This window comes from Methylobacterium sp. WCS2018Hpa-22 (assembly GCF_031843785.1).
Classification (GTDB): Bacteria; Pseudomonadota; Alphaproteobacteria; order Rhizobiales; family Beijerinckiaceae; genus Methylobacterium.
Map to the genome: position 1 here is coordinate 68,180 of NZ_JAVTJA010000012.1, position 26,400 is coordinate 94,579.

At 67.8% G+C, this 26,400-nt stretch carries 22 protein-coding genes; 10 read left to right on the forward strand and 12 right to left on the reverse strand.

The window, feature by feature from the left end:
- The first annotated feature begins 4 nt into the window (after positions 1–4).
- Together RQI43_RS16665 and mnhG are read left to right on the forward strand one after the other, a co-directional pair.
- Entirely contained in the window at positions 5–289 is a 285-nt protein-coding gene (locus RQI43_RS16665) for a K+/H+ antiporter subunit F (RefSeq protein WP_018041825.1), read from the forward strand.
- On the forward strand, positions 286–627 hold the full coding sequence (gene mnhG / locus RQI43_RS16670) for a monovalent cation/H(+) antiporter subunit G (protein ID WP_056427896.1): 342 nt from the start codon (positions 286–288) through the stop codon (positions 625–627). The genes RQI43_RS16665 and mnhG overlap by 4 nt, the downstream gene beginning before the upstream one ends.
- An 11-nt stretch (positions 628–638) precedes the next feature.
- Here mnhG and RQI43_RS16675 read toward each other — a convergent pair whose 3' ends face one another.
- From RQI43_RS16675 to RQI43_RS16690, 4 genes are all read right to left on the reverse strand, one after another.
- Positions 639–2,390: a monovalent cation:proton antiporter-2 (CPA2) family protein gene (locus tag RQI43_RS16675; protein WP_056427899.1), complete on the reverse strand. Its 1,752-nt coding sequence runs from the start codon at positions 2,388–2,390 to the stop codon at positions 639–641.
- A gap of 69 nt (positions 2,391–2,459) precedes the next feature.
- A complete protein-coding gene (locus RQI43_RS16680) occupies positions 2,460–3,398 on the reverse strand; it encodes a pirin family protein (RefSeq protein ID WP_056427903.1) in 939 nt (312 codons plus the stop codon).
- A gap of 638 nt (positions 3,399–4,036) precedes the next feature.
- Positions 4,037–4,435, reverse strand: coding sequence for an energy transducer TonB (locus RQI43_RS16685; RefSeq protein WP_082470428.1), 399 nt, complete (start codon positions 4,433–4,435; stop codon positions 4,037–4,039).
- A gap of 194 nt (positions 4,436–4,629) precedes the next feature.
- Positions 4,630–4,902 (reverse strand): hypothetical protein, encoded by a 273-nt coding sequence (locus RQI43_RS16690; RefSeq protein ID WP_082470426.1) that lies wholly within the window; start codon positions 4,900–4,902, stop codon positions 4,630–4,632.
- A 642-nt stretch (positions 4,903–5,544) separates the two neighbouring features.
- Between RQI43_RS16690 and RQI43_RS16695 the strand changes: the two genes are divergently transcribed.
- Positions 5,545–7,737, forward strand: coding sequence for a PBP1A family penicillin-binding protein (locus RQI43_RS16695; RefSeq protein ID WP_311275872.1), 2,193 nt, complete (start codon positions 5,545–5,547; stop codon positions 7,735–7,737).
- Positions 7,738–7,794: 57 nt separating this feature from the next.
- On the opposite strand, the gene RQI43_RS16700 is transcribed toward RQI43_RS16695, so the two are convergent.
- The 5 genes from RQI43_RS16700 to RQI43_RS16720 form a co-directional block, all read right to left on the reverse strand.
- On the reverse strand, positions 7,795–8,049 hold the full coding sequence (locus RQI43_RS16700; RefSeq protein WP_311275873.1) for a BrnA antitoxin family protein: 255 nt from the start codon (positions 8,047–8,049) through the stop codon (positions 7,795–7,797).
- Between the two features lie 29 nt (positions 8,050–8,078).
- Entirely contained in the window at positions 8,079–8,309 is a 231-nt protein-coding gene (locus tag RQI43_RS16705; RefSeq protein ID WP_056427912.1) for a hypothetical protein, read from the reverse strand.
- 478 nt (positions 8,310–8,787) lie between these two features.
- On the reverse strand, positions 8,788–10,056 hold the full coding sequence (locus RQI43_RS16710) for an arsenic transporter (RefSeq protein ID WP_056427918.1): 1,269 nt from the start codon (positions 10,054–10,056) through the stop codon (positions 8,788–8,790).
- A gap of 158 nt (positions 10,057–10,214) precedes the next feature.
- Positions 10,215–11,537, reverse strand: coding sequence for an MFS transporter (locus tag RQI43_RS16715; protein WP_056427922.1), 1,323 nt, complete (start codon positions 11,535–11,537; stop codon positions 10,215–10,217).
- 250 nt (positions 11,538–11,787) lie between these two features.
- Positions 11,788–12,444, reverse strand: coding sequence for a DNA-binding protein (locus RQI43_RS16720; RefSeq protein ID WP_311275874.1), 657 nt, complete (start codon positions 12,442–12,444; stop codon positions 11,788–11,790).
- A gap of 155 nt (positions 12,445–12,599) precedes the next feature.
- Here RQI43_RS16720 and RQI43_RS16725 point away from each other — a divergent pair, with 155 nt between their 5' ends.
- From RQI43_RS16725 to RQI43_RS16735, 3 genes are all read left to right on the forward strand, one after another.
- Positions 12,600–13,268 carry a response regulator transcription factor gene (locus RQI43_RS16725; RefSeq protein WP_311275875.1) on the forward strand — a complete coding sequence of 223 codons (669 nt, stop codon included), beginning with the start codon at positions 12,600–12,602 and terminating at the stop codon, positions 13,266–13,268.
- Positions 13,265–14,650, forward strand: coding sequence for an ATP-binding protein (locus RQI43_RS16730; RefSeq protein ID WP_311275876.1), 1,386 nt, complete (start codon positions 13,265–13,267; stop codon positions 14,648–14,650). The genes RQI43_RS16725 and RQI43_RS16730 overlap by 4 nt, the downstream gene beginning before the upstream one ends.
- A 222-nt stretch (positions 14,651–14,872) precedes the next feature.
- On the forward strand, positions 14,873–16,060 hold the full coding sequence (locus RQI43_RS16735) for an NAD(P)/FAD-dependent oxidoreductase (protein ID WP_311275877.1): 1,188 nt from the start codon (positions 14,873–14,875) through the stop codon (positions 16,058–16,060).
- A gap of 6 nt (positions 16,061–16,066) precedes the next feature.
- On the opposite strand, the gene RQI43_RS16740 is transcribed toward RQI43_RS16735, so the two are convergent.
- Positions 16,067–17,578 (reverse strand): formyl transferase, encoded by a 1,512-nt coding sequence (locus tag RQI43_RS16740; protein WP_311275878.1) that lies wholly within the window; start codon positions 17,576–17,578, stop codon positions 16,067–16,069.
- Positions 17,579–17,880: 302 nt separating this feature from the next.
- Here RQI43_RS16740 and RQI43_RS16745 point away from each other — a divergent pair, with 302 nt between their 5' ends.
- Positions 17,881–19,992: an exopolysaccharide transport family protein gene (locus RQI43_RS16745; protein ID WP_311275879.1), complete on the forward strand. Its 2,112-nt coding sequence runs from the start codon at positions 17,881–17,883 to the stop codon at positions 19,990–19,992.
- Between the two features lie 61 nt (positions 19,993–20,053).
- On the forward strand, positions 20,054–21,304 hold the full coding sequence (locus RQI43_RS16750; protein ID WP_311275880.1) for a VpsF family polysaccharide biosynthesis protein: 1,251 nt from the start codon (positions 20,054–20,056) through the stop codon (positions 21,302–21,304).
- On the opposite strand, the gene RQI43_RS16755 is transcribed toward RQI43_RS16750, so the two are convergent.
- On the reverse strand, positions 21,264–22,520 hold the full coding sequence (locus RQI43_RS16755; RefSeq protein WP_311275881.1) for a cellulase family glycosylhydrolase: 1,257 nt from the start codon (positions 22,518–22,520) through the stop codon (positions 21,264–21,266). The genes RQI43_RS16750 and RQI43_RS16755 overlap by 41 nt on opposite strands.
- On the reverse strand, positions 22,517–23,746 hold the full coding sequence (locus tag RQI43_RS16760) for a DUF1972 domain-containing protein (RefSeq protein ID WP_311275882.1): 1,230 nt from the start codon (positions 23,744–23,746) through the stop codon (positions 22,517–22,519). Before RQI43_RS16760 ends, RQI43_RS16755 begins: the two co-directional genes overlap by 4 nt.
- A 166-nt stretch (positions 23,747–23,912) precedes the next feature.
- On the opposite strand from RQI43_RS16760, the gene RQI43_RS16765 reads away from it, so the two are divergent.
- Positions 23,913–25,064, forward strand: a complete 1,152-nt coding sequence (locus tag RQI43_RS16765) for a glycosyltransferase (protein ID WP_311275883.1) — start codon at positions 23,913–23,915, stop codon at positions 25,062–25,064.
- Between the two features lie 5 nt (positions 25,065–25,069).
- Positions 25,070–26,362: a hypothetical protein gene (locus tag RQI43_RS16770; RefSeq protein ID WP_311275884.1), complete on the forward strand. Its 1,293-nt coding sequence runs from the start codon at positions 25,070–25,072 to the stop codon at positions 26,360–26,362.
- Positions 26,363–26,400 lie beyond the last annotated feature (38 nt).

The following is a 26,400-nucleotide window of genomic DNA, read 5'->3' on the forward strand; positions in this document are numbered from 1 at the left end:
TCCCATGAGCGCCAACACCGTTCTCGACTGGGGCCTCGGCTTCGCCCAGGGGATGCTGGTTCTCGCCATGGCGCTCGCCGCATGGCGGATGCTGCGCGGCCCCCGCGCCCAGGACCGGATCCTCGGTCTCGACACCCTCTACCTCAACGGCATGCTGGCGGTGGTGGTCCACGGCATGCGCACCGGCAGCGGCCTCTATTTCGAGGCCGCCCTGATCCTCGGCATGATCGGCTTCACCGCCACCGTGGCGCTGGCGAAGTTCCTGATGCAGGGCGAGGTGATCCAGTGAACGACGCTGAACTTCCAGTCTGGGCCGCGTGGCTGGTGGTGGCGCTGGCGATCGTCGGAGCGGGTTTCTCGCTCACCGGCGCCTTCGGCCTCATCCGCCTCCGTACGTTCTACGAGCGCGTCCATGCCCCCACCCTGGGCGCGACGCTGGGCATGGCGCTTATCCTCATGAGCTCGATGCTGCTCCTGTCCCTGATCGAGGGCCGCCTCGTCCTGCGTGACGCCCTGATCGGCGTGTTCCTCACCGTGACGACCCCGGTGACGCTGCTGCTCCTCGCCCGCGCGGCGGCGCAGCGGGACCGCCACGAGGGCAATCCCGGCGCACCGCCCGAGGTGTGAGACCCTACGCCTCAAGCCTCCACCGCATTCCCACGGATCAAGTCGCGCCCGGCATAGATCCCGCCCACGGTCTCCATATCGAGCCGCTCGGCGTCGCGGCGGCGGACTTCGGCCATGACCGCGCTGGCGGAATCCGGCTCGTCACCGATGGCCAGGAGTGCCTGCTCGCCGAAGGCCAGGGCCGATTCGAGCGTCTCGCGAAGCTGGTAGGCGACTCCGGCATGGATGAGCTCGATCGCGTGCTCGCGGTCGCGGGCGCGGGCAAGAACGGGAACGAGGGGGAACTCGGCCCTCGCCAGTTCGGCGATCCGCCGCGCGGCCTCGCGGTCGTCGATGCAGATCAGGATCGCCCGTGCCGTGGCGGCCCCGGCCGCGTGCAGGATGTCGAGGCGCGTACCGTCGCCGTAATAGACCTTGAAGCCGAATTGTTCGGCGACGCGGATATAGGCGGGGTTGGTGTCGATGATCGAGACCGAGCAGCCGCGCGAGATCAGCGGTTGGCTCACCACCTGCCCGAATCGGCCGAACCCGATGATGAGGGCGCTGCCCACGAGATTTTCCGGCACCTCGACGCCCTCCGTCGAGACCGAGGCCTTGGGACCGAAGCGGTCGAAGGCGATCACCATCAGCGGCGTGACGGCCATGGACAGGATGATCGTCGCCGTAAGGATGGCGTTGGTGGTGCCGTCGATGATGCCCGCGCTCGCGGCGGCGGCATAGAGCACGAAGGCGAACTCGCCGCCCTGGGCCATCAGGGCCGCACGCTCCATTGCCTCGGGATGCGAAGCGCGCAGGAGACGGGCGATGGCGTAGATGACGACGCTTTTCACCACCATGTAGGCGGCGACGCCCATGAGGATGAGCGCCCCATTCGCGGCGATGACCGTGAGGTCGAGGGACATGCCCACGCCGAGGAAGAACAGGCCGAGCAGGATGCCCCGGAACGGCTCGATATCGGCCTCGAGCTGGTGTCGGAAGCTCGATTCCGAGAGCAGGACGCCCGCCAGGAACGCACCCATGGCCATGGACAGCCCGCCGAGCTGCATGGCCAGAGCCGAGCCGAGCACGACGAGGAGGGCCGCCGCCGTCATCACCTCGCGGGCCTTGGCCGCGGCCAGCAGGCGGAACAGCGGGTTGAGCAGCCAGCGCCCGGCCGCCACCAGGGCGGCCACGGACCCAAGGGCGATACCGATGCCATAGACGCGGTCCATCGTGCCGGTCGCCTGCCCGCCGGGGGCCAGAAGTGCCACGATGGCGAGGAGCGGCACGATGGCGAGGTCCTCGAGCAGGAGGATCGCCACGATGCGCTGTCCCTTCGGCGTCGAGAGCGACCCGCGCTCTTCGAGAAGCTGCATGACGATGGCGGTGGAGGTGAGGACGAAGCCGGTGCCGGCCACAAAGGAGATCGCAGGCGAGAACCCCATGGCGATGCCGACGAGCATGAGCGCAACGATGCAGACGCCGACCTGGGCGAGGCCGAGGCCGAAGATCTCGCGCCGCATGCCCCAGAGCCGCGACGGCTCCATCTCCAGCCCGATGATGAACAGGAACATCACCACGCCGAGTTCGGCCACATGCAGGATGGCGTGCGCATCCGAGAACAGGCCGAGGCCGAACGGGCCGATGGCGAGCCCCGCCACGAGGTAGCCGAGGACGGAGCCGAGGCCGATCCGCTTGAACACGGGCACCGCGACGACGCCGGCGGCGAGAAGCGCCACGACCTGAACGAGTTCGCTCGCGGCACCGGATGCTTCAACTGCCATGACGTCGATATGTCCTCTCGGAGGGGATTCGCGGGCGAGGCCCCATCGGCCCCGCCCCGTCTTCACGCATCAGGGGTAGCGCACGGGCGGGGGTGATTCCGGCAAAGGGATGAACTCGGATTCGCCGGGCACGGTATCGAAACGGGCCTGGCGCCAATCCTCCTTGGCCTGCTCGATCCGCTCGGGGCGCGAGGAGACGAAGTTCCACCAGAGATGGCGCGGCCCGTCCATGGGCTCGCCGCCCAGGACCATGAAGCGTGCGGCCTCGGTGGCACGCACGCTGATGCGGTCGCCGGGATTGAAGACGAGGAGCTGGCCGGGGCCGAACCCGTCGCCGGCAATGTCGATGTCGCCGGAGACGGTGTAGATCGCGCGCTCGTCATAGGTCGGGTCGAGGGGCAGCACGGCGCCCGCCTCCAGCATCACGTCGGCATAGACCATCGGGCTCGAGGTCCGCACGGGCGATCTGGCGCCGAAGGCCTCGCCGGCGATCAGCCGGACGATCTTGCCCTCGCCGGTGAGGACCGGCAGCGCATCCGCATCGTAATGTTCGAAGGCGGGGGCGGTCTCCTCGTCCTTGTCGCTGAGCGCGACCCAAGCCTGGATGCCGAACAGCTTCGAGCCGGTCCGGCGCAGCCCGGCGCCGGTCCGCTCCGAATGGGTGATGCCGCGACCGGCCGTCATCCAGTTGAGCTCGCCCGGACGGATCGGCAGTTCGGTGCCCAGGCTGTCCCGGTGCATGATCTCGCCGTCGAACAGGTAGGTGACGGTGGAGAGGCCGATATGCGGATGGGGCCGCACGTCCATGCCCTGGCCGAGGAGGAACTCGGACGGCCCCATCTGGTCGAAGAAGATGAACGGGCCGACCATCCGGCACTCCGTCGACGGCAGAGCCCGCCGGACGGAGAACGAGCCGAGATCCCGCGAACGAGGGACGATCAGGGTCTTGATCGCATCGCAGGAAAAGTGATCGCCCGGAACCGGGTCGTCCGCACTGTGCCAGCTCATCGCCCGTTTCCCTTCTGCTTAATCCGATTGACGTCTCTTGCGGTTTGCGAGGCAGGCATCCGATCCGCAGCACCGTTCCCGCCGGTCCACCAGATCGGTCGGGCTATACGCTCGCTCCCGGCGCCGGGTCTTGAAGAATGCCGGCATGTCCGCCTCGAATGGGTTATCGAGCATCTCTGCTCTCGATGAAACAGAAACGATGGAAACCGATCGTTTCGGAAAATACGCTCTCGCCTCGTCACCTTTGCGCCGCGAGGTTATTGAGGATCCTACAAACCGCACCCATAGAATCCTTCGCAGAACCCGGGTTTGGGAACCTCCCGAAGTGAGACCGCCGAAGTCATCGCGCTCGATTTCGTTGGAGCTCGAGCTCGGAGCGGGCCGAGCCGGTCCGGTCCAGCGGCAGAGCGCGAGGCGCGCCGCGAAGACGCAAGCGGCGGTGTTCGCTCGGAAGCCCTCAAACGGGTCTATGGCAGTCGGTGCGAAAACGGATATCGGCAATGGCGCTTCACGATGAACAGCCCGGCGTCGCCATCTCGATCAGCGGCGGATAAGTCACCTGTCTCGCGGGGGTCGGTCTAAACTCACGGCAAACGGAACCGTGTAACAGGAAGGCTGTGGAATTTTTTGAACGAACATCAGTTAAAGACATTACGTGCATATTTCAGCGGCACCGTTACTTTTAATGAGTTCGCTTTTACTTCTTTTGGAAACGGTGGAAATCTTGAACCCGTTTTTACAGTCAACAAAGCCATCCTGTCGAAATCGGGCGACCCAGATGAGTTGACGACATTTGATTCCACGACGTTCCCGTCCCTTCCGACAATGAAGTTGACGACAACAATCACGTCCGAGTTAGATATGTACATTCTTCTCGCAGATTGATGTCTTATATAAACATACCTGGCCAAGGTACCGAGATATTTTTGCTGTATGGTCGGCCCAAATTCATTGTCTTCGGCTTTGGATGCTTCGGGATAAGAGCCTAGAATTGCGCAAAAGCCTGCAATTGCAATGGCAAAGAATTTATAAAACATGGCATCCTCCACCAACAAGCGCAACCAAACTGGTTTATACGCTTGATCTGTGCAAGCCTAGAATCGGCTCTTCCTTGCCGTACTGAGGACAGTCGCTCTCGAGGAGAACCCATACAAACGAAAGATCCCGCCACGGCTTACACCGGGCGGGACCAATTCGGGGAGTGAATTATCGTCGGAGCGTGACGCTAATTCTAGTAACCGTAGCGATAGGCTCGCCGACGATAATTGTGTTCCTGCCGGCGCAGGTGGGCGTCGTAACGCCGTTCACGCGCCCATTCGCGCCGAACCTGCTTCCGGTACCGATAGCGCTGGTACCCTTCGCGGCTGTAGAACTGCGCCTTCTCGACAAGAGCAGGCTGCTCGAGCTGGACTGATGACGGCGGCAATGGCGCAGCCTGGGCTGCCGAGGCGAAGCCCGCGACGGCAGCGACGGCCAGGAGAACCAGTTTTGAACTCGTTCGCATCGTTTTCCTCCGTGAAGCTCACGAGATGCGTCATGGCCCTTCAAGCATGAACGGAGCATTGACGCCATTCGCACACGCAAACACGGATTCGTGAGGCAGCAACCGGGCAGAACCACCCCCGCTTTGAAAAGGCGGCACCGTTCAGATGCTTGGCGCGCATCGTGATGTGGCGACCAATGCCGCCTCGACCGATGCGCGGTGGGACAGATTCTCTCATGCCAAACCTTTACCTCGGTGAGCCCGCCCCATGGCCGTACTCACCACGGCCCGCTGGCCGGCCGCCGCGTGGTCGCGTCTCGATGAGGTGGGCTCATCGGCACTTGATATAAGCCTGGATCACGCGGCGGTGACGCCACGAAGGACGACAGGTCGAGCGTCGTCGGCCGTACGAACGGCAGCAGCACCAGCGAGGTTCACGCCCCGGGCAGTCGCAGGCTCATCGTCGCTTCTCCGAAGTGTGCCCGACCGAATGCCGCAAAGCTTCTCGGACGCCCTGGGAACGCTATAGGAAGGTGATAAGATTTTCCTATGGTGGAGAATCCGTAAAATGATCCGGGTTAGGAACCCTTAAACCCGCCGTATTTACCATGCGGTACCTGAGCCTCTCGGATCGCGGGATGCTCACAGGTTCAGACGAAACGCATGGCGAACGGACGCAAGGGACGCGGGCGGGAGGAGCCGAACTTCGACGTGCCGGAAGGGCGCATCGGTGGGCGGGGCGACCTCGACCTGCGGCTCAGCGGCGACGATCGCGCCGGAGGCGGTGTGGGAAGACGCGCGACGAGCAGCAACGGCCAGGGCGAAGGCCCCCGGCGCCCCTCGGCGCGGGCCAAGACACCGGCCCGGAAGCCGCGCCGGCGCTCGTTCCTGGGCGGTCTCTTCTACGGCACGCTCGTGCTCGGCCTGTGGGGCGTCATCGCCATCGCGGGGCTGGTCGCCTACCACGCCTCGCAACTGCCGCCGATCGACCAGCTCGCCGTTCCGAAGCGCCCCCCCAACATCGCCATCCTCGCCAGCGACGGCTCGCTCCTGGCCAATCGCGGCGAGACCGGCGGACGAGTGGTGAGCATCGGCGAGTTGCCGCCCTATCTGCCGCGCGCCTTCGTGGCGATCGAGGACCGGCGCTTCTACAGCCATTTCGGCGTCGACCCGGTGGGCATCGCCCGCGCCGTGGCCCAGAACGTCACCCGCCGCGGCGTCTCGCAGGGCGGATCGACCCTGACGCAGCAGCTCGCCAAGAACCTGTTCCTGACGCCGGAACGCTCGGCCTCGCGAAAAATCCAGGAGGCGATCCTCGCCCTGTGGCTGGAGCATCGCTACACCAAGGACGAGATCCTCGAACTCTACCTGAACCGGGTCTATTTCGGCGCAGGCGCCTATGGCATCGAGGCCGCCGCCCAGCGCTATTTCGGCAAGCCCGCCAAGGCGGTGACGCTGGCAGAAGCCGCCATGCTCGGCGGCCTCGTCCAGGCTCCCTCGCGCCTCGCCCCCAACCGCAACCTGCCCGCCGCCCAGGCGCGTGCGGCCCAGGTTCTCGCGGCCATGGAGGAACTCGGCTTCGCCAAGCCCGCCGAGGTGAAGCTGGCGCTGGCGACTCCGGCGCGGCCGGCGAGCAGCCGTGGCGGCGGCTCGGCCAATTACGTGGCCGATCTCGTCATGGACGTCCTCGACGACTTCCTGCCCAAATTCGACACCGATATCGTCGTCACCACCACCGTCGACACCCGCCTCCAGAGCGCGGCCGAGAAGGCGCTCGTGGACGAGCTGAACCAGAAGGGCTCGCGCTATAACGTCGCCCAAGGAGCCGTGGTCTCGATGAAGCCGGACGGTGCGATCCGGGCGCTCATCGGCGGGCGCGACTATGCGCAGAGCCAGTTCAACCGGGCCACCACCGCCAAGCGCCAGCCGGGCTCCTCGTTCAAGCCCTTCGTCTATCTCGCCGCCGTGGAGCGGGGCCTGACCCCGGACACCGTGCGCGACGACGCGCCGATCAGCATCAAGGGCTGGAACCCGGAGAACTATTCGCGCGACTATCGCGGGCCGGTCCCCTTGCGCGAGGCGCTGGCGCTCTCGCTCAACACCGTGGCCGTGCGCCTCGGCCAGGAAGTCGGGCCGAAGGCCGTGGTCCAGGCGGCCCAGCGCCTCGGTATCTCCTCGCCGCTACAGGCCAACGGCTCACTGGCGCTCGGCACCTCGGAAGTGACCCCGCTGGAAATGGTGGGCGCCTACGCCGCCTTCGCCAATGGCGGCACCGGCGTGAACCCCTACGTCATCGCCAACGTGAAGAGCACGACGGGCAAGGCGCTCTACCAGCGCAAAGACACCAATCTCGGCCGGGTAATGAATGCCGAGACCGTCTCGATGATGAACGCGATGATGCATGAGACCTTCGTCTCGGGCACCGCGAGGAAGGCCGAAGTTCCCGGATGGGACCTCGCCGGAAAGACCGGCACCAGCCAGGATTTCCGCGATGCCTGGTTCATCGGCTACTCGTCGACCCTCGTCACCGGCGTCTGGCTCGGCAACGACGACGGGGAATCCACCAAGAAGGTCTCCGGCGGTAACCTGCCCGGCGAGATCTGGAAGACCTACATGACGGTGGCCCTCAAGGGCCAGACTCCGACGATGTTGCCGGGCGCGAACCATTGGCGAAACCGCGCCCCCGCGGAGGTTCCGGCCACCACCGGAAGTGCGCCGGGGGGACTTATCGGCGCCCTCCTCGGCGAGCCGCAATCCGCTGCCCCGCCGCCCCGCGTCGCTGCCAACCAGCGCGCCCGCGGGCCGAGCCAGGACGACCGGAATTTCCTGGAGAAGCTGTTCGGCGTGGGAGAATAGGCGAGGAAGAGAAGCGCCTGCCGAAGGCGGGCCGGACCGTCTGAGTTCGGTCGGCCTCTATAGTCCGACGAGACCCTTCAGCGCAGCGTTGATCCGGTCCTGCCAGCCGGGGCCGTCCTTCTGGAAATGCTCCAGCACGGCTCTGTCGAGGCGCAGGGACACCATCTCGCGGGCGCCGGGCGGGCTGAGCGGCGCGGCGGGGGCGCGTTCGGCGGGTTTGGGGGCGTCGGGCGCCTTGGTGGTGGCGGCCTTGAAGGCGGCTTCCGCCGCCTGGCGGGGGTCGCTGGCGCGACGGGTCCGATCGAATGCCATGGGTCGGTTTCCTGGTGAGGCTCTCTGGCTCAGCTCGCGGAGCGCTTGCGCTTGGGGGCCGGCGCGGGAGCAGCGGCCTTCGCCTCGGCATCGGCGGCTTCCTTGGCGAGGCGAAGCGCGCGAAGCTTCACGGTGCGCTCGTCGATGGCCTTCACCGATTGCAGATGCTCCGCCATCGCCTCGGCGCCTTCCTTGGCCATCCGTTCGGCGCGCTCGGCGCGCTCTTCGGAACGGGTCCGGGCGTCAGTTTCGTCGCTCATCGTCGTCCTTCCTCGCTCCCCTCGCCCCGCGTACCATCCTTCGATCGCATCATCCGGCCCTGGCAAGGGCTGCATCGGCGAATTCGCCGCTCGCGCCCGCTCGCGCGGCGCGTGACATCGACGATCTCGGCGGGTGCCAGCGGATGGGAAAACCCACGATCGGCGGCAAGGGAGGGTGATCCACACACCCTTCGCACGGGACCGGCTTCAGGCGGGATTATCGGGGCATAGCACGTCCGGAGACCAAAAAGCGAACCCTGGCAATGACCCGCAGGGGCAACGCCGACAAATCCCGGTGGATGGCCCGTCAGAACGCCGCGATGAGAACGATTCCGGCGACCGTCAGCACGGCGCCCGCGATCCGTGCCTTACCCGCACGGTGCTCTCGCATTCCGAGCCCGCCAAAATGCTTGATGGCCAGGATCAAAGGGATGGAGCAGGGCCGGGCTCAGGTCGGAGCGTTTTCGAACGGAGGAGATCACGGCAGGAGGAGCAGGCCGGCCAGCGCCAGGATCAGGGCCGGAGGCATCACCAGGAGGCCGAGCGTGAGGAAGCGCCAGAAGCCAACATTCTCGCCTTCGCGGCGGATGGCGGTTAGCCACAGGATGGTGGCGAGGGATCCGGTGACCGACAGGTTGGGGCCGAGATCGATGCCGATGAGGATCGCCCCGGCGACTTTCTCGGAGACATCGGCCTGCTGCACGGCCGCCCCCGCGATCAGGCCGGCCGGCAGGTTGTTGACGAGATTGGAGAGTACCGCCACGAGCGTGCCGCCGCCCCAGGCGGCCGCATCCGGCGAGATCTCGGCCGCGCGCTTGAGATGATCGGCGACCATGGTCAGCACGCCGGTCTTCTCCAAGGCCTCGACCAGAACGAACAGACCGGCCACCAGGGGCAGTACGCCCCAGGACACGTCCTTAATGATCTCGACGGCTCCGCCGCGCTTGATCGCAAGGACGAGGAGCGTCGTGGCGAGCCCGGCGATGAAGGTCGGTAGGCCGAGTTCGAGATCGTAGGCCGAGGCGGCGATGAGCGCCCCGGCGGTGGCGACGATGCCGAGACCGGCGACTTTGCCTGTGCCCGAGAGCGGTGTCGCCGCGACGTCCTTCGCAATCAATTGCCGCCGCAGGACCGAGTTCTGGGTCAGGCGCAGAACGATGTAGGTGGCGACGATGGCCAGGGCCGAAGGCAGGGCGAACCGGGCGAGCCATTCCATGAGCGGCGGCATATGCGTAGCGTAGACGACGAGGTTGGCCGGGTTCGAGATCGGCAGCACGAAGCTCGCCGCGTTGGCGATGAAGGCGCAGATGAAGAGGTAGGGCAGAGGCTCGGCCTCCGCCGCCTTGGCCGCCGCATAGACCGCCGGCGTCAGCACCACGGCGCAGGCATCGTTCGAGAGGAAAACCGTGACCACGATGCCGACGAGGTAGACGAGGAGGAACAGGCGCGTCGCCGATCCTCTGGCTTGGCGCACGGCGATGCCGGCGAGCCAGTCGAAGAGCCCCTCCTTCCTGGCGATCTCGGCAAGCAGCATCATGCCGACGAGAAACAGGTAGACATCCGTCCCCTTGCGCACGCCGTCCCAGGCCGCGTCCGGCGAGATCAGGCCCAGCACCAGCAGCGCCCCGGCGCCGAGCGCGGCCCAGACCGCCTCCGGCCAGGCGAAAGGCCGGGTAATGACCCCGAGCGTCGCCAGTCCGGCGATGATCCAGATCACCAGATGCGGCGTCATGGGAAGTGCGAACATGGGCGGACGAGATCCTGTATGCGGCGGAAGACCGGCGCCACGGGGCCGGTACCGATCGTTTCGGACGAGCCCCAGCTTGGTACGGAGGAGGCCCTTCTCTGGCCATGCGCCGATGGAAGAAGCGGCGCTGCCGATCCCGTTCGAGATCGGTCGCCCCGTCAGGCGGGGGAGACCACCATCGGCTCCGGCCCGCCGCCGCTCGGTGGCTTCGAGGCGGTTTTCGGCGGCTCGAAGCCGTAGGTCTCCGGCATGGCGACGAGGTAAAGGACGAACCCGGCCGCCGCGATGCCGGCCAGGACAAGGAACGCCGTCGAATATCCCGCCGACACGATGATGAGACCGGCCAGCGTCGCCGAGAACGAAGCGCCGAGTCCCTGTGTCGTCGCGACGGCCCCCTGCGAGACGTTGAACCGTCCGGTGCCTCGGGTGAGGTCGGCGACGACGATGGGGAAGAGCGCGCCGTAGATGCCGGCTCCGATCCCGTCGAGGAGCTGGACGGCGACGAGGTAGAACGGATTGTCCGAGAAGGTGTAGAGCACACCCCGGATGGCGAGCACGCCGAAGGCCACGAGGAAGATTGGCTTGCGCCCGATCGCGTCGGCCTTGGCGCCGACGAAGACCGCCACCGGCACCATGACGAACTGTGCGGCCACGATGCAGACCGAAATGAGCGAGGTAGCGCTCTCCTTGCCGGACAGCTTGGTCAGCAGCTGGCCCACCGAGGTCAGCATCGCCGCGTTGGATAGGTGGAAGATCGCCGCCAGTAATGCGAACAGCATCAGGGTGCGGTTCTGCAGCAAGGCCCGGATTCCGGAGGTTTGCTCACCGCCCTCCTCCGCCGATTCGTCGAGGCCGCGCGCGAGATCGTCGTCGATGTCCTTGGCCGGCACCATCAGCATGGCGCCGACGCTCAGGACCGCGAGCACGGCCATGAGCCAGAACACCACGATGGGTCCGAAGAAATAGGCCGTCGAACCGGCAATGGCGGCCGAGACCGCGTTGCCTGCATGGTTGAAGCCCTCGTTGCGGCCGATGCGCTTGGAGAACATCTTCGGCCCCACCACGCCGAGGGTGATCGCCGCGAGCGCCGGCGGGAACACAGCCCCGGCGATGCCGGCGACGGACTGGGTCGCGGCCACCAGATAGAAATTGGTGACGAAGGGAAGGAGCAGGCAGCTCGCCGTGACAGCCAGCGCCCCGGCAATGACGATGGCGCGCTTGTGGTTGGTCCGGTCGATCAGAGCCCCGGCCGGCGTCTGAGCGATCAGTCCGGCGATGCCGGCGATCGTCATGATCATTCCCGTCGTCGCCTCGTCCCAGCCTTGGTCGGGACCGCGCACGGCGATGAGGTAGATGGCGAGATAGGGGCCGAGCCCGTCGCGGACATCGGCGAGGAAGAAGTTGAGGGCGTCGAGCCCGCGCAGCGTCCGCTGCGACGGGGCACGCACGCGAGTCTGGTCGGCGGCCGTGTGGCTCGTCATCCGATCGATCCTTGGCGGGAATGTCGTGTTGGGGGGATCGATCGTCGCGCGTCCATGGCCGGCGAGCCGCGACCTTGCGTCGATCGCAGCGGCAAGTAGCGAGCCGAAACGATGGTTCCTGGCCGCCGCCTGAAATCTCCGTGAACGCAGCCGCACGCTCGCGGCCGGCGACCCATCCTGGACGGAACGGCTCACCCCGGCGGCCTTCTTCCATCGGCGAGGAAGAAGCCACCGGCGGCGGCACCTGGTGTCAGAAGCTGCGCTTCTCGCGGATGTCGCCGTCGAACCCGACATGGAGCAGGCGTTCGCGCCCGTCCTGGCCCTTGGCCGCCATGTCGAGGTGGCGCGGACCGCGCCCGGTGACGCGGATGTCGGAATAGCCGGCCGCCTCGACCTTAGCGGTAAGCGCGGGTGCATCGATCTCGGGGCCGAGGCCGACCTTGTCCTTCGCCCAGTCGAGGCCACCGGGCTTCGAGCCCCGCGCCGGACCGAGCACCACCGTCTTGCCATCGGCTCGGGTGATGAGGGTGGCGTGGAGGAAGCCGTTCTCGAAGCGGCCCTGCACCGTGACTGCCTCACCCTTGGTGACGAGGGTGCCGCCCTCGCCCTGCTTGCCGGTCTCGACCAGGGCACGGCCGGAGCCGTCCTGCAGGATGAACTTGTTGCCGAAGATCTCCGCCACCTCGCCCTTGGCCGCGATGGCGGCGGAAGGAGCGAGTTGTGCGACGGTGACCGGCGCGACGGGGGTGAGGGTCACGCCGGAATTCTGCGCCAGGGAAAGGCCGACGGCCCCGAAAGCGAGGGGAGCCGCGATGGCGCCGACGATCCAGCCGCGGCGCGAGCGGCGCGGGGCGGCGGGGCTCGGCATCTCGGTGGCGGTTCCGTCGATGGTCTTCTCGGTCGTCATGGTGTCGATGTCCTGGAAAAGCGGATCCCCTCTCGGGTTGACGCCGTTCTAGGCTCGCCCCTCCAACCCGATCTGAACCGCGCGGTTCAGCCCCGGTTAAAGCGCGGCGCGTAGGCGCCGGGGCTGCCCCTGCATCCCCAAGGATACGGATTCCGATGAAACTCCTTCTGGTGGAGGACGATGCGGCGCTCGCGGCCGAGATCGCCAAGGCCCTGCGCGCCGAGAATTTCGCCCTCGACCACGCGGTCAACGGCGAGGACGGCCAGCATCTCGGCGAAACGGAGACCTACGACGCCGTGGTGCTCGATCTCGGCCTGCCCAAGCGCGACGGCGTCTCGGTGCTCCAGGCCTGGCGGGCCGCCGGGCGGACCGTGCCGGTGCTGATCCTCACCGCGCGGGACGGCTGGAGCGACAAGGTCGCGGGCTTCAAGGCGGGGGCGGACGATTATCTCGTGAAGCCGTTCCGGGTGGAGGAACTCGTCATCCGCCTGCGGGCCCTGGTGCGCCGCGCCTCGGCGCACGGGGCCAACCGGATCGTCTGCGGGCCTCTCACTTACGATGCCGGCCTCGGCACGTTCGAGCGGGATGGCCTGCCCCTGAAGCTGACCGGCCTCGAATGGCGGGTGCTCTCCTGCCTGATCCTGCGCAAGGACGGGGTCGTGCCCCGTGGCCAGCTGATCGAGCGGGTCTATGACGGCGACGCGGAGGTGGATTCGAACTCGGTGGAGGTCATCATCACGCGCCTGCGCCGCAAGATCGCGCCGGCCCGGATCGAGGGCGTGCGCGGCCACGGCTACCAGCTCCTGCCGGGGGAGACACCATGACCCCGCCGCGACCTCGCCACGGGCCGCCTCATCCGCATCGCGGCTCCCTGCAGCGGCGGTTGATCCTTGCCGCCCTCGTCCTCGTCACCGTCGCCCTCGTTGTGGCGGGAATCGCCATCGGCTTCATCCTGCACCGCTTCGTGCGGGGCCAGCTCGACAGCCGCCTCGACAGTCAGATCGTCGCCATCGCATCGAGCCTCGAGCGGGGCCGCGACGGCCGCCTCGCCCTCGGGCGCAACCTCGACGGCCCGCCCTTCGACCGCGACCGGTCGGGCTGGTCCTGGCAAGTCCGGCAGGGCGACGCGATCCTTCGCTCCGGCTCCCTGGAAGGCCGCGACCTCACCGTTCCAGAAGACGACCGCCCGGATGGCGGGGGTCGACGCCGCGACCGCCCCCGCCCGGCCGACGCCGTCGACCCGTGGGGCAACCCGGTGATCCTGCGCATTCTCACCCTTCCGGATGCGGCGGGGATCGGCCCGGCGACGATCGTCGCCTCAGCGCCCATGGCGGCCCTGCGCGGCCCCGTCCGGGAGGCGAGCCTTACCCTGGCGCTGATCCTCGCCGTGCTCGGCCTCTGCCTCCTCGTCGGCCTCGTCGCGCAGGTGCGCCTGGGCCTGCGACCGCTGGAACGCCTGCGCCGAGACCTCGCGGAGGTTCGCGCGGGCAAGCGCGCACAGGTGCCGGAGGCGCAGCCGGCGGAGATCCGCCCCCTGGTGCGCGAGGTGAACGCGCTTCTCGGCGAGAACGCGGCGAATCTCGAACGGGCGCGCACCCATGTGGCCAACCTCGCCCACGGACTGAAAACTCCCCTGGCGACCCTGACCATGGCGCTTCGGGATGGGGAGCGCGACCCCGACGGCCGGCTGGCGACCCTCGTCTCCGGCATGGATGGGCAGATCCGCCATCATCTGCGCCGCGCCCGCACGGCGGCCCTCGGCGGGGCCACCCGCGAGAGGACGGCGCTGCAGGCGCCCATAGCCGATCTACGGGCCACCTTCGCGCGGCTCTACGCCGACAAGGGCATCGCCTTCGCCGTGGAGGTACCGGATGGCATGGCCGTGGCGTGCGACGGCCAGGATGTCGACGAAATGCTCGGCAACCTCATCGACAATGCCTGCCGCTGGTGCCGGGCGCGAGTTCGGATCGCCGCCTCTCTCTCCGAACGAGGCGTCACCGTCACCGTGGAGGATGACGGGCCGGGTCTCGACGCGGATGCGGCTGCCGGGGTCCTCGGGCGCGGCAAACGTCTGGACGAGACAGTACCCGGCCACGGGTTCGGCCTGTCGATTACTACGGAACTGGCAGAACTCTATGGCGGCTCGCTCCGCCTCGATCGCGGGACCTTCCATGGTCTTCGCGCTCGGCTCGACTTGCCGGCCTGACTCCATGTGGCGGTCTGAATGGCCTCCCGCGAAATGGCGGTTTCAACCGCACGGATTCTTTAGAGAGACGGCGCACCTTGAACGGGACGAAGCGGGCGGCATATCCCCTGCTGTGAAGGGTCGTCCCGCTCCGCATGCGCCTCGCCTTCGTCTCGGGATGGCACGATGAGGACACAGGGCGGAGGACAGGTGGCCCATTCGGGCTCGTGCGGGAGGTTCTGAATGTCTGAGATCCACCACGACGTCATCGTCATCGGCGCGGGCCTCGCCGGAACTACCGCGACCATCGCGCTCGCCAAAGCCGGGTACGACACGGCGATCATCGACACTCACGCGGTCTATCCCCCCGATTTCCGGGCGGAAAAGCTCGGCGTGCCGCAGATGGACCTGTTCGAGAAGCTCGGCTTCGGCGAACTGGCGCGGGCCGTGACGACGCCGGTGGACGAGGTTTGCGTCACGCGCTTCGGCCATCTGGTCTCGCGCCATGCCGTGCGCGAATACGGCGTCCATTACACGCCCCTCATCAACGACCTGCGCGGCGCCCTGCCCGCCTCCTCGCCCCTGGTGATCGGGCGCGTGGCGGAGATCGAGACCGGCCCGGAACGGCAGACGGTCACCCTCGCCGATGGCAGCGTGCGCACCGCGCGGCTGGTGCTTCTGGCCACCGGGCTCGGTGACGTGCTCCGGCGCAAGGTCGGCATCGGCAGGACCATGATCAGCGAGAAGCACTCCCTGTGCTTCGGCTTCGACATGGCGGCCCCGCCCTCGTCCTTCGGCTTCGAGTCCCTCACCTATTACGGCGAGGGCGCGGACAATGCGGTGGCCTATGTCACGCTCTTTCCCATCGGCCCGACGATGCGGGCCAATCTCTTCGTCTATCGCGCACTCTCCGATCCCTGGGTGAAGGAGTTCCGCAAATCGCCCGAGGCACTGATGAGGCAGGCCATGCCCGGCCTCGCCCGCCTCTGCCCGGACCTCACCGTCACGGGCCCCGTAGAGATGCGCCCCATCGATGTCGTCCAGGCGGCCGATGCGGAACGCGACGGGGTCGTTCTCCTCGGCGACGCCTTCCTGACCCCATGCCCGATCCCCGGGACCGGGATCGGCAAGGTGCTGACCGATGTCGACCGGCTCTGCTCCGAGCACCTGCCGCGCTGGTTCGCCACCCCGGGAATGGGCAAGGACAAGATCGCCGAATTCTACGCCGACCCGATCAAGCAGACCTCCGACCGGCAATGCCTTCAGGCGAGCCTCTATGCCCGCCAGATCACAATCGGCAGCGGCGCCGTATGGACCCTGCGGCGCCTGCGCAACCGCGTCGGCCGTTACGGCCTGCATGCCCTCCACCTGCTGCGCACGGCCTTCGCCAAGCCGCGAGGACCGGCGATCGGGCGCACCAAGACCGTCTGAGCCGGGCTATCGCCCCCTGCGCCAACGGGGGGAGCGGGCCGAGCCGTCGATGAATTCGAAGGTCGAGGTGCGGTTGAGGGTGTGGAGACGCGTACCGAGAAAGAGCGGGCCCGACCGCAGGATCGTCTCCACGGTCTGCGCATAACCCTCGTCGTCGAGGCGGTCGATCCGTGCGAGCGCCAGGGCCTCGCCATAACCCAGGCGGCAATCCTGGACCGGGCGGATCAGGGCGCCATCCCGCTCGACGATGCGTCCCGCCGGCCGCGCCGAGGCGATATCGATGAGGACCGGGTTGTGCGCGTGCGGCGTCCAGGGCCCACGGAAATCCGGGGCAGACCAGAGATGCAGGCTGTCGTGGTAGGAGCCGAGAACCGTCCCTCCGCCGACATCGGCGGCCTGATCGCGCACCGTCGCGAACATCCACCAGCGGCCGTCCCGCTCCAGCAGGGTCGGATCGCTGACGGTGATGCCGCTGATCAGCGTCGCTTCCTTGACCCATCCGCCGGGAAAAGCAGTCGCGCGGTAGAGGTCGACCGTGCCGTTGGCGCAGCTCTCCGGGATCATCCAGAACGACCCCTCGCGCTCGAACACGAACGGGTAGGACAGGTGATGCGGCTCCTCCAGCACCGGGACCGGCGTTCCGACCGGGCCGTTCGCATCGAAGGCCACCGCCGAGATCAGCGCCTTGCCCGTCGCGTGCGGGAAATCCTCGACGAAGAGGATCGTGCGGCCCTCGTGCTCGACGCCGAAGGGATCGGCGTAGAAGCGCAGGCCGTCATCCGCCAGGTCGCGCCAGCCCGATGAGGGATGGGCGCGCAGATCGATGAGATCGGGGCCGGCCAACCTGCGCCAGCCGACGCGCCAGTGCGGGGCGCGGTAGCAGAGGTAATAGAGACGCCGGACGACGAGCCGCGCCGCCATTTTCGCGGCGCGGGTGCCGATCGTCTTCACGGTCAGGGCGGGCGCCTCGGGCGACACTGGGACGCCGTCCCGGAGAAGCGGCCGGGCGCCCGACAGCGCGCCGACGATGAGCGTCATGCTGCGGATCAGCCCATCCTCGAACGCCGTGAGTATGGTGCCGCGATCCTCGGCGCCGAAGCGCCCGGAGGCGATGATCCTGCCATCCGTGGAAAGGGCCGCCACGGCGGAGCGGCCGGCGAGGAGCGCGGCGAGAAGCGCGCCCTCGCCCGCCACCCCGTCGAAGCCGAGGCGCCAGACCGGAAGGTCCGGGCCGCCCTCCGCATCGCCGCAGAGATCGAGGATGCAGGACGCAGCCGCCGTGGGTTCGGGATAAGCAGCCAATGCGCTCCCCGGAACGGGGGCGGACAGACCGCCGAGTGACAGCCGGTTCAGCAGGGCTTCGAGGCGGAACAGCAGCGCGGCGTTGTCCGGCAGGCCCCCAGGCCCTGGCGAGCGGTCGACCTCCACCTCGAGTCCGGGAAGTGCTGCGAGCCGTTGCAAAAGGCAGAGATGCCACCGGCGGGGGGCGCGTCCATCCAGCCTCAGTCGCAGGCGCATCGTCGATCCCCAGACAGTCGAAAGCCGAGGCCGATGGCCGTGGGCCGGTGGGATCGGTCCGACCCTGGACGTTTCCTCATTCTGCCAGGTTACGGCATCACGATTGAGAAACCCTTCACCGCCATCGGCGCGAAGGGGCCGCGGGGGGGAGATGTTAATGTTTCACTAACCATATATTGGAGGGAACGGGCGAAGATCGGTGAAATCCCCAGGTGTTGGTGAATCGTCAGTAAAATCAGATCATGCCTATATCTGAAGGACGGGCTGTATCCCGGTCACGGCCCGAGCATCCGATGGCACAGATGGACAGACACATCGCGGCGGCGGATTGGATCGGTCGATCGAGTATCGACCGGCCACCCGCGTCCGAGCCCGACAAGAGCGCCGAGATCGGGGATCTCTGGCGCATTCTGTACGTGCGCCGGGCTTGGGTGCTCGGAACCGCCGCTCTGCTCACCTTCATCGCGGTGGCCTACGGCTTCCTTGCGCCGCCGCTCTATGCGGCCACCGCCCAGATTCTGATCGACCCGCGCGACAAGCAGATCGTCACCAACGACGTCAATCCGGTGGCGATGGCGCCGGATGGCGGCGTCATCCAGGTCGAGAGCCAGGCGCGCGTGATCGAATCCGATTCGGTCCTGACCCGGGCGGCCCGCGAGGCCGGATTGCTCGATGACCCGGATTTCGGCGGCGTCGGCAGCGGCTTCATCAGCTGGACCCTGCGCACCCTCCAGGGCGAAAGTTCCGCCCCGAGCACCGATGCCGCCGCCGAGGCCCGGGCCGTCCGCGCCCTGCGGCGCAAGCTATCGGTGAAGCGCGCCGACAAGGTCTTCGTGGTGGATGTCGTCGTCACCGCCGGCAACCCGGACAAAGCCGCCCGGATCGTCAACGCCATCGCCAGCGCCTACCTCAAGGACCAGACCTCCTCCCGTGCGGATGCGGCCGCGCGGGCCTCGGCCGAATTGGGCGCGCGCCTCGACGACCTGCGCAAGCGCGTGAACGTCGCCGAGAACAAGGTCGAGAAGTTCAAGGCCGAGAACGGGTTGATCACGGCGAGCGGCCAGCTCATCAGCGAACAGCAATTGGCCGAGAGCAACAACCGCATCGTCGCCGCCCGCGCCCGCACGGCGGAGGCGCGCACCCGGCTGCAGCAGATCAAGGATGCGCGCGGTACCGCGTTCGGACCGGACACAGCCCCGGAAGCGATCCAGTCCGCGGTGATCGAGCGGCTGCGCAGCCAATATGCGGAGCTCGCGAGCAAGGAAGCGGATCTTCGCACCCAGCTCGGCAACCGTCACCCCTACATCGAGTCGGTGCGGACCCAGATGCAGGACGTCAAGCGCCTGACCGAGACGGAGCTGAGCCGCATCGCCCGCTCGGCCGAGACGGATTACCAGCGCGCCGTCGCCAACGAGAAAGCGCTGACCTCGAATCTCGACGAGTTGAAGCGGGGCTCCATCGTCACCGGCGAAGCCTCCGTGCGCCTGCGTGAACTCGAACGCGAGGTGGATACCAGCCGGGCCGTCTACGGCAACTTCCTCAGCCGTTCGCGCGAGATCCAGGAACAGACCGGCATCGACACCACCAATGCCCGCGTCATCAGCTGGGCCCGTCCGCCCGCCGAGCGGAGCTGGCCCCTGCGCCTCCTCCTGTTCGTCGGCGGGCTCGTCAGCGGCCTCGGCCTAGGGGCCGGCCTCGCCTTCGTGCGCGAGTATCTCGACCCCACCGTCCTGTCCCGGCGCCAGATGGAACGGCTCTCGCACACGTCCGTGGTCGCCACCTATCCGGAGTTCAAGGCGGGAAGCGAGCGTCCGGCCAGCGTCGCCGCAAGCCTGACCCTCGACCGGCTGTCCAGCGTGCGCGGCCAGATCCACCCGCCGGGCCAGGCGTTGAGCGTGCTCGTCACCTCGGCGGCCTCCGATGCGGCGGACCGGCGCTCGACACTTCACCTGCTCGCGGCCGTGGCGACGGCGCGCGGCGAGCGGGTGCTCCTCGTGGATGCGGATCTCGAAGCGAGGCCGGAGCAGAAGGCCTACGGCCCCGGCCTCATCGAGGTCCTGCGCGGCGAGGCCGGGATGGCGGCAGCGGCCAAGTCGGATCCCGAGAGTGGTGCCGCGCGGATCGGCATCGGCGATACCGCCAGGGCCTCGCGCGAGGCTCTGAGCCGGGCCAATATCGAGCAGTTCCTCGCGGCTGCCAAATCGAGCTTCGACCTCATTCTCATCGATGGCGGCGTGCTCACCGGAAATCTGCGTATCGGGCCCCTGGCCTCGGCCAGCGACCGGTTGCTGATCGTGGCGAAGAACGGCGCCACGCGTCAGCGCGACCTCCTCGACATCCTCGACGTCTCGGAAGTGCTGGGCCGTCCGGTCTCGGGCAGCCTCTTCGTCGACCGCTACGCTGCGGCGGCGTGACGGGCTGAGCATGAGGAGCGCGGTCCATTACCCGGCTCGACCGCGGAGGGAGACCGGAGCGGTGTCGCGCAGCCCGATGCCGTTCGGCCTGATCGCCCTCACCGTGCTGATCCTCGGCGTATCGGGCGGCATGCTGTGGAATGTCGGCATCAATTACGACGGGCTCACGGGTGCGGCCCCGCAGAAGATCCACCCCTCGACCTATCTGGTCCTCGTCTTGTTCGGTTGGGCCGCGCTGAAGTCGGGCAACCCGGCGAGCTACCTCGTCTATGCCGTGCAGGTGCGGCCGGCGGGGATGCTGCTCGCCGTCTGCAGCATTGGGCTTTTCTTGCACATCGTCCTGCGAAGCGGGCCCGGTATGGCGGGAGCGCTGGACACGTTCCTGCTCCCCGGCCTCTTCGCCGTGCTGCTGGCCGATCGCGACGCGCTGACCTGGAGGCGCCTCGAACTGACGGTGCATGCGGTGATGCTCGTCAACGCCCTGCTCGGACTTACCGAATTCGCGACGAAGACCCTGTTCTTTCCCTATCGGTTGGACGGTCAGGTCTTCGCCACGGATACGCGCTCGGCCGCACTTCAGGGGCACCCCCTCGGCAACGCCACCCTCACGGCCTGCTACGTCCTCGCCCTCATCGGGGGAGGCGGACGCATGACGGTTCCGCAACGCCTCGCGATGATCGGGCTGCAACTCGCCGCCCTCGTCGCCTTCGGCGGGCGCTCGGCCATGGTGGTCACGCTGATCTTCGGCGGCGGCTACGGTCTCTTCGCCCTGCACAAGGTGCTGAGCGCGGGCCGGATTCCGCTCCTGGCGGCAGCGGCGGGGATCTTCCTGTTCACCCTCGTGCCCCTCGGCATCGGCGGCCTCGCGGCCGGCGGGTTCTTCGACGCGCTGCTCAGCCGGTTCATGGCGGATGGCGGAAGCGCCAATGCCCGCGTGGAGATGCTCGACCTCGTCGCCAGCATTCCGTTTCGCGAATTGCTGGTCGGGCCGGATATGAGTCTCGTGGATTCGCTACGGCGCGTGAGCGGGCTCGAATGGGGCATCGAGAACCCCATCGTCCGAACCCTCGTCTACCAGGGCATCTTCATGACGGTCCTGCTCACTGCCGCGGTGACGCTCTACATGATGGAACTGGTTCGGCATTGCCGCACCGGCACGTTCCTGCCCGTGATCGCCTTCGTCATCCTGGTGAACACGTTCGAGGGGATCGGCGGCAAGACCACGCTCCTGGCCAAATTCGCCATCCTCCTCCTCGGCCTGTTCCACGCGGTCAGCGATCGTCCGCCGGAACGCGCAGACCGAGGGCGGTGACGATGGCCGGATCGAAGCGCTTGCTGGCATCGTCCATCAGCCCCATCCCGTCGAACAGGTTCCAGAACGCCCAGGGGAAGCCCTCGGCTTCGGCCGCCTCCCGCACGTCGCGGACGTAGCGCGCCCGGTCGTCCGCTTGAGCGGCGACGTAGCGCGCATCGCTGCGCAGGGCGCCGAACTCTCCGAGGACGATATTCGCTGGCGCTATGCCGTGGCGGCGGGCCCATTCCCCCACCATGGCGAGGTGGCGGGCGAGGTATCGTTTGTCCGGCTGGGCGGCGAAGTACTCGCCGAGCTTGGCCTCGGTCAGGGCGTAGGCGTCGCGCTTCGCCTCCGCCGACAGACCGGCATCACCGGCCATCCGGGTCCGCACGGCGGTGAGCGTCGTCTCGAGGCTGCCGGCGGAGGCGGGCCAGGGCACCGCGTTGAGCGCGCGGTAGACCGGCTCCCGCATCCAGGGCGCCCCCTGATGGCTGAACAGGTAGGGCTCGTAATAGTGGAAGGTGAACAGGAGCGGCGCGAAGCGGGCAAGCGGCGCGGGGGCGAGGGCGGTGAGCCCGGTGATCATGCTGCCGCAGGCGCCGCAGGCCACGAGGGTCAGGCGCGGGGCGACCCGGCGGGCCTCGCCGAGGAGATCGTCCTGGATCGTCAGCCACGATGCCGCGCCGCAATCCTGCGGCGGCTCGTTGACGGGCTCCAGCGCCAGCCGCTCGGGGGCGATCCCCTCCAGCATGCGGGCGAGGTCGGAAACGAAGCGGCGATAGGCGGGAAAGAGCGGCGCGCCGGGATCACCGTAGAAATTCTGAGGGTTCCAGTGATGGGTCGCACCGTTGGCCTGGACATTGACCAGGACCGCGAGATCCGCGCGCAACGCCGCTTCCACCGCGGCCCTGAGCTCGGCCATGAGATGCTCGCGCTCCTCCGGCGCGGCTGCAGCGAAGGGGCCGGGATCGACGGGCAGGCGCAGGAAGTCGAACCCGGCCGCTCGCAGACGGGCGAGGTCGCGTCCGGTCGGGACGGGCCGGCCCTCTTGGAACGGAGGCGTCCCGTAATCCGTGCGAGGGGCCGGAAATTCCCGCGTCAGGGAGAACCAGGGCCAGGTGTTGACGCCGCGCCTCAGGCGGAGCGGCGGCGGCGGGGCGGCGGCGGCCGGGACCCGTGCCGCCGTCCATGCCGCGGCCGCGAGGATCGCCCTGCGTGTGGGCGCTGGCCTCACGAAGCTCGATCTCGGCTCTGGCCTCCCACCGCCATCGGCATAGGGGCCGGAGGGAGATGGGCGGACGAGGTGCCGGCGTGCTTCGACTCCTGGCCCGCCGGTGCGGCGAAGCCTCCGAGCGCCATGGCCTCGGCCTCGTACTGCTTCAGGATCTCCGACCATTCGAAACGGTCGGCGGCACGGGCGAGCGAGGCGACACCCGCCCTTCTCGCCGCGCCGTCGTCCGCGATCAGGGTTTCGATGTGCCGCTCGCAGGCATCCGCATCGGCGAAGTAAAACTGCTCCTCGCCGGCTGTCCCCCGGTTGAACGGATTGTCATGGGCGATCACCGCATTGCCCGCCCACAGAGCCTCCACCAGGGACGGGTTGGTACCGCCCACCGTATGCCCGTGCAGATAGGCCCGCGCATGGAAGCGCAGGGATCTGATCGTCTCGGATTCATAGATGGCGCCGGGAAAGAGGACCTCGTCGCTGGCCGCTTCCCTCACGGCGCGGTGATAGGGATTGCTGTCGGAGAACGTACCGAGGACCACGAGCCGCATGCCCCGCACCTTGCGCGAGAAGGCATCGACCATGGTGAGGATGTTGTTGTCGGGCTCGATCCGGGCGATCGAGGTCATGTACCGCCCCGGCTTCAGGCCCATGGCCTCGATGGGCCCGGTCGGCGCCGCCGAGATCGGATCGCCGCCATACGGGATGGTGGCGATGGCGGATCGCGGACGGCGCGTGGCCACATGGTCGGCGATGGCGGGGTGGTCCGCCACGAGGCGGTGCGAAGCCCAGGCGGCGATCCATTCATTGGTCCAGAACCAGGCGCGCACCGCCATGGACCATTTCGGCCGCTTCCACTCGATGCCGTCCATATTGGTGATGATCTTCGCGCCGGAGAAGCGCAGATACGGCAGGAAGACCGCCCCGTTATAGCCGAGGACGAGGCTGACGCCGCCCCGCCTGGCGGCGTCGCGCACGCAGTGCCAGTCGAAATCCAGGGTCGCCCGCGGGCCGCTGGTGGAGACGGCCACATGGATGAGCTCGACGCCTTGCCAGGTGGTCGTGCGGAAACGCTCCGTCACCGCCTCGACCTCGTCCTGGCAATAGACCGCCACGTGCCAGCCGCGCTTCACGAGAAAGAGCGCGAGCTTCTCGGCGAAGGTTTCAAAGCCGCCATGGGATGCGGGAATGCCACGCGTCCCCAGGATCAGCAGCGAGGGCTTGTGCGACGGCATCCGAGTCTCCTTTAGCCCCCAACGGTCCCGAGACGGGACATGAGAATCATCTCCAGGCAACCATGCGCCATGATTACGCTGGGTGAGGTTCTTGCTCGGTAACGATTGAAAACATCGTGGCATGTCATCTTGGGGCAGTTGAGGTTGGGATTGAGGTCGAGTCGGCATGCGCATCACCTGCGTCCACCAGGGATACGAGCTCTATGGGTCCGACCGCAGCTTCGTTGAGAGCGTGCGGATCATCCGCGCGGCCTATCCAGCTGCCGTCATCGACGTCGTCCTGCCCCGCACCGGCCCCATCGTGGGTGCCCTCGAAGGCGTTGCCTCGCGGATCGTCTTCGAGCCGCTCTGGATTCTCCGGCGCCGCGACTTGCCGCGCCTCGCCACCCTCGGCCTGCTGACGCTTCCTGTAGCGATGCTGCGCGCCTGGCGGCGGCTGCGCGCGAGCGACCTCGTCTATATCAACACCTCGGTGGTGGCGGATTATCTCCTCGCCGCCCGGCTCTGCCCGGGTCGTGCCATCGTGCATGTCCACGAGATCCCGCAGGGCGCCACCCTGAAGCTGCTGCGCGGGCTGATCCGCTGGAGCGGGGCCGACATCGTGTTCAACTCCCGCGCCACCGCAAAGGCCTTCTCGCTGATCTCCAAGGTCGCCATGCGGGTGGTCTATAACGGTATCGCGGGGCCCGAGACGCCACCGGCCTCCACCTATGACGGCTCGCGTCCCCTGCGCCTGCTGATGCTGGGCCGGATTAGCCGCATCAAGGGCCAGGAAATCCTGGTCGAGGCGATCCGCTTCCTTCCACCGGAGGTGCGCGGGCGGATCGAGGTCCGCATCGTCGGCAGCGCCTTCGAGGATACGGAACGGGAAGAGGCGCTGGGCCGCCAGATCGCCGATGCGGGGCTCGGCTCGATCATCCGCCTGTCCCCCTTCGTCGACGATCCATCCGATCTCTATCGCTGGGCGGACGTGGTGACGGTGCCGTCGCGCCTGCCGGAATCCCTCGGCCGCGTGGCGATCGAGGCCATGGCCTATGGCCGCCCGCCCGTCGTATCCCGCATCGGCGGGCTGACGGAAGTGGTCGAGGAGGGGTCAAGCGGCTGGGTCGTCACGCCCGACGATGCGCCGAGCCTGGCTTCCGCTCTGGAGCGCATCGTCACCGATCCGGCTTCCTGGCAGGAATTCCCGGCGGCCGCCCGTGCCCGCTACGCGGCCCTGTTCGGTGAGGAAGCCGCCGCGGAAGGGCTGGTGGCGATGATCCATGCCCGCATCGGCAGTCGCGCGGGCGCCGATGCCAACGCCGTCGCGGCGAGCTGAACGCCATGCACGGTCTGAACCGCCTCGCGCGCCGCTTCATCCTCATGCTGGGGGGCGAAGTCACCCAGAGCGCCTTCCATTTCGGGATCAATATCGTCCTCGCGCGAAGCCTGAGCCCGCACGATTACGGGCGCTTCGCCATTCTCTTTCTCGTGGGTGGACTGGCGCTCACCTACATCCGGTCGCTGGCAGGCGTGCCGGCCACCATCACCATTCCGCCGCGCGCCGGACGACGCGCGGCGCGTGGTTTCGATGTGACCTTCGGTACGGTGGCGGTCATCCTCTCCGCGGCGATCGGGGCCGGGGTCTGCGCGGCGCTGATGGCCACTTCGGACATCAACGCCCTCGCGGGGAGCCTCTTCGTCGGCCTCTGGTCGCTGCGCAGCTATCTTCGCCTCGCGCTCTTCGCCAAGCACCGGCCGGCGATCTCGGGGCTGGGAGACGTGGTCTTCGCCCTCTCGGGCACCGCCTTTACCGTGGCGATGATCCATTTCCAGGGCGCGCCCGGCCTCGACGAGACCCTGTTCGCCCTGGCCTGCGCCAACGGCCTCGGCATCGTCGCATCGCTCGCGCTGCTACGGGAGCCCATCCGGCTCAGCCTCGGCCGCTCGGTGCGCCGCCGCTACGGGGCGATGATCCCGACCCTGTCGTGGTCGCTGGTCAACGTCACCACCGCCAACGTCCAGGGCCAGGGGCAGAGCCTTCTCGTGGCCGCCATCGCGGGGCCGGCTGCCTATGCGCCGATGGCCGCCACCTTCGTGCTGTTCTCACCCCTGCGGCTCTCGGCATCCGCCCTCATCAACATGGTCCAGCCCGAGGTGGCGGGCCATCTCGCCCGAGGCGACTTCCCCCTCGCGCGCCGCTTCGCCTTCATCTGCTCCGGCCTGCTGGGGCTCGGCTGCATCGCCTACGGCGTGATCATCCTCTGGGCGCTCGAACTCATCGAGCACAAGCTGTTTGCCGGCCAGTTCACGGCGGCGCCGATGACGCTGATCGCGGTGGCGGCCTGGGCCATCGTCACGGTCTCCCTCATTCATGCGCCGATGAGGGTGCTGATGGAGACGATGCAGGAATTCCGTCCCCTGGCGGTCATCGCGGGCGTGAGCGTGGGAATCGGCGCCGTCGCCGTCATCGGCCTGCTCCTGATCGCCCAACCGGCTTGGTCGCTCTTCGGCGTCCTGGGTTCGGAAGTCGTGGTCCTGGCGGGCTGCCTGTGGATGCTGAAGCCCTGGAGCTCAGCCCGTCACCCGATGCAGCCCGGCCTCGGCGGCGATCTCGAAGCGAGGCCCGGGCGATGACCCTCGACTCTCTCGGCGAGGCCCCTCGCGCCATCCAT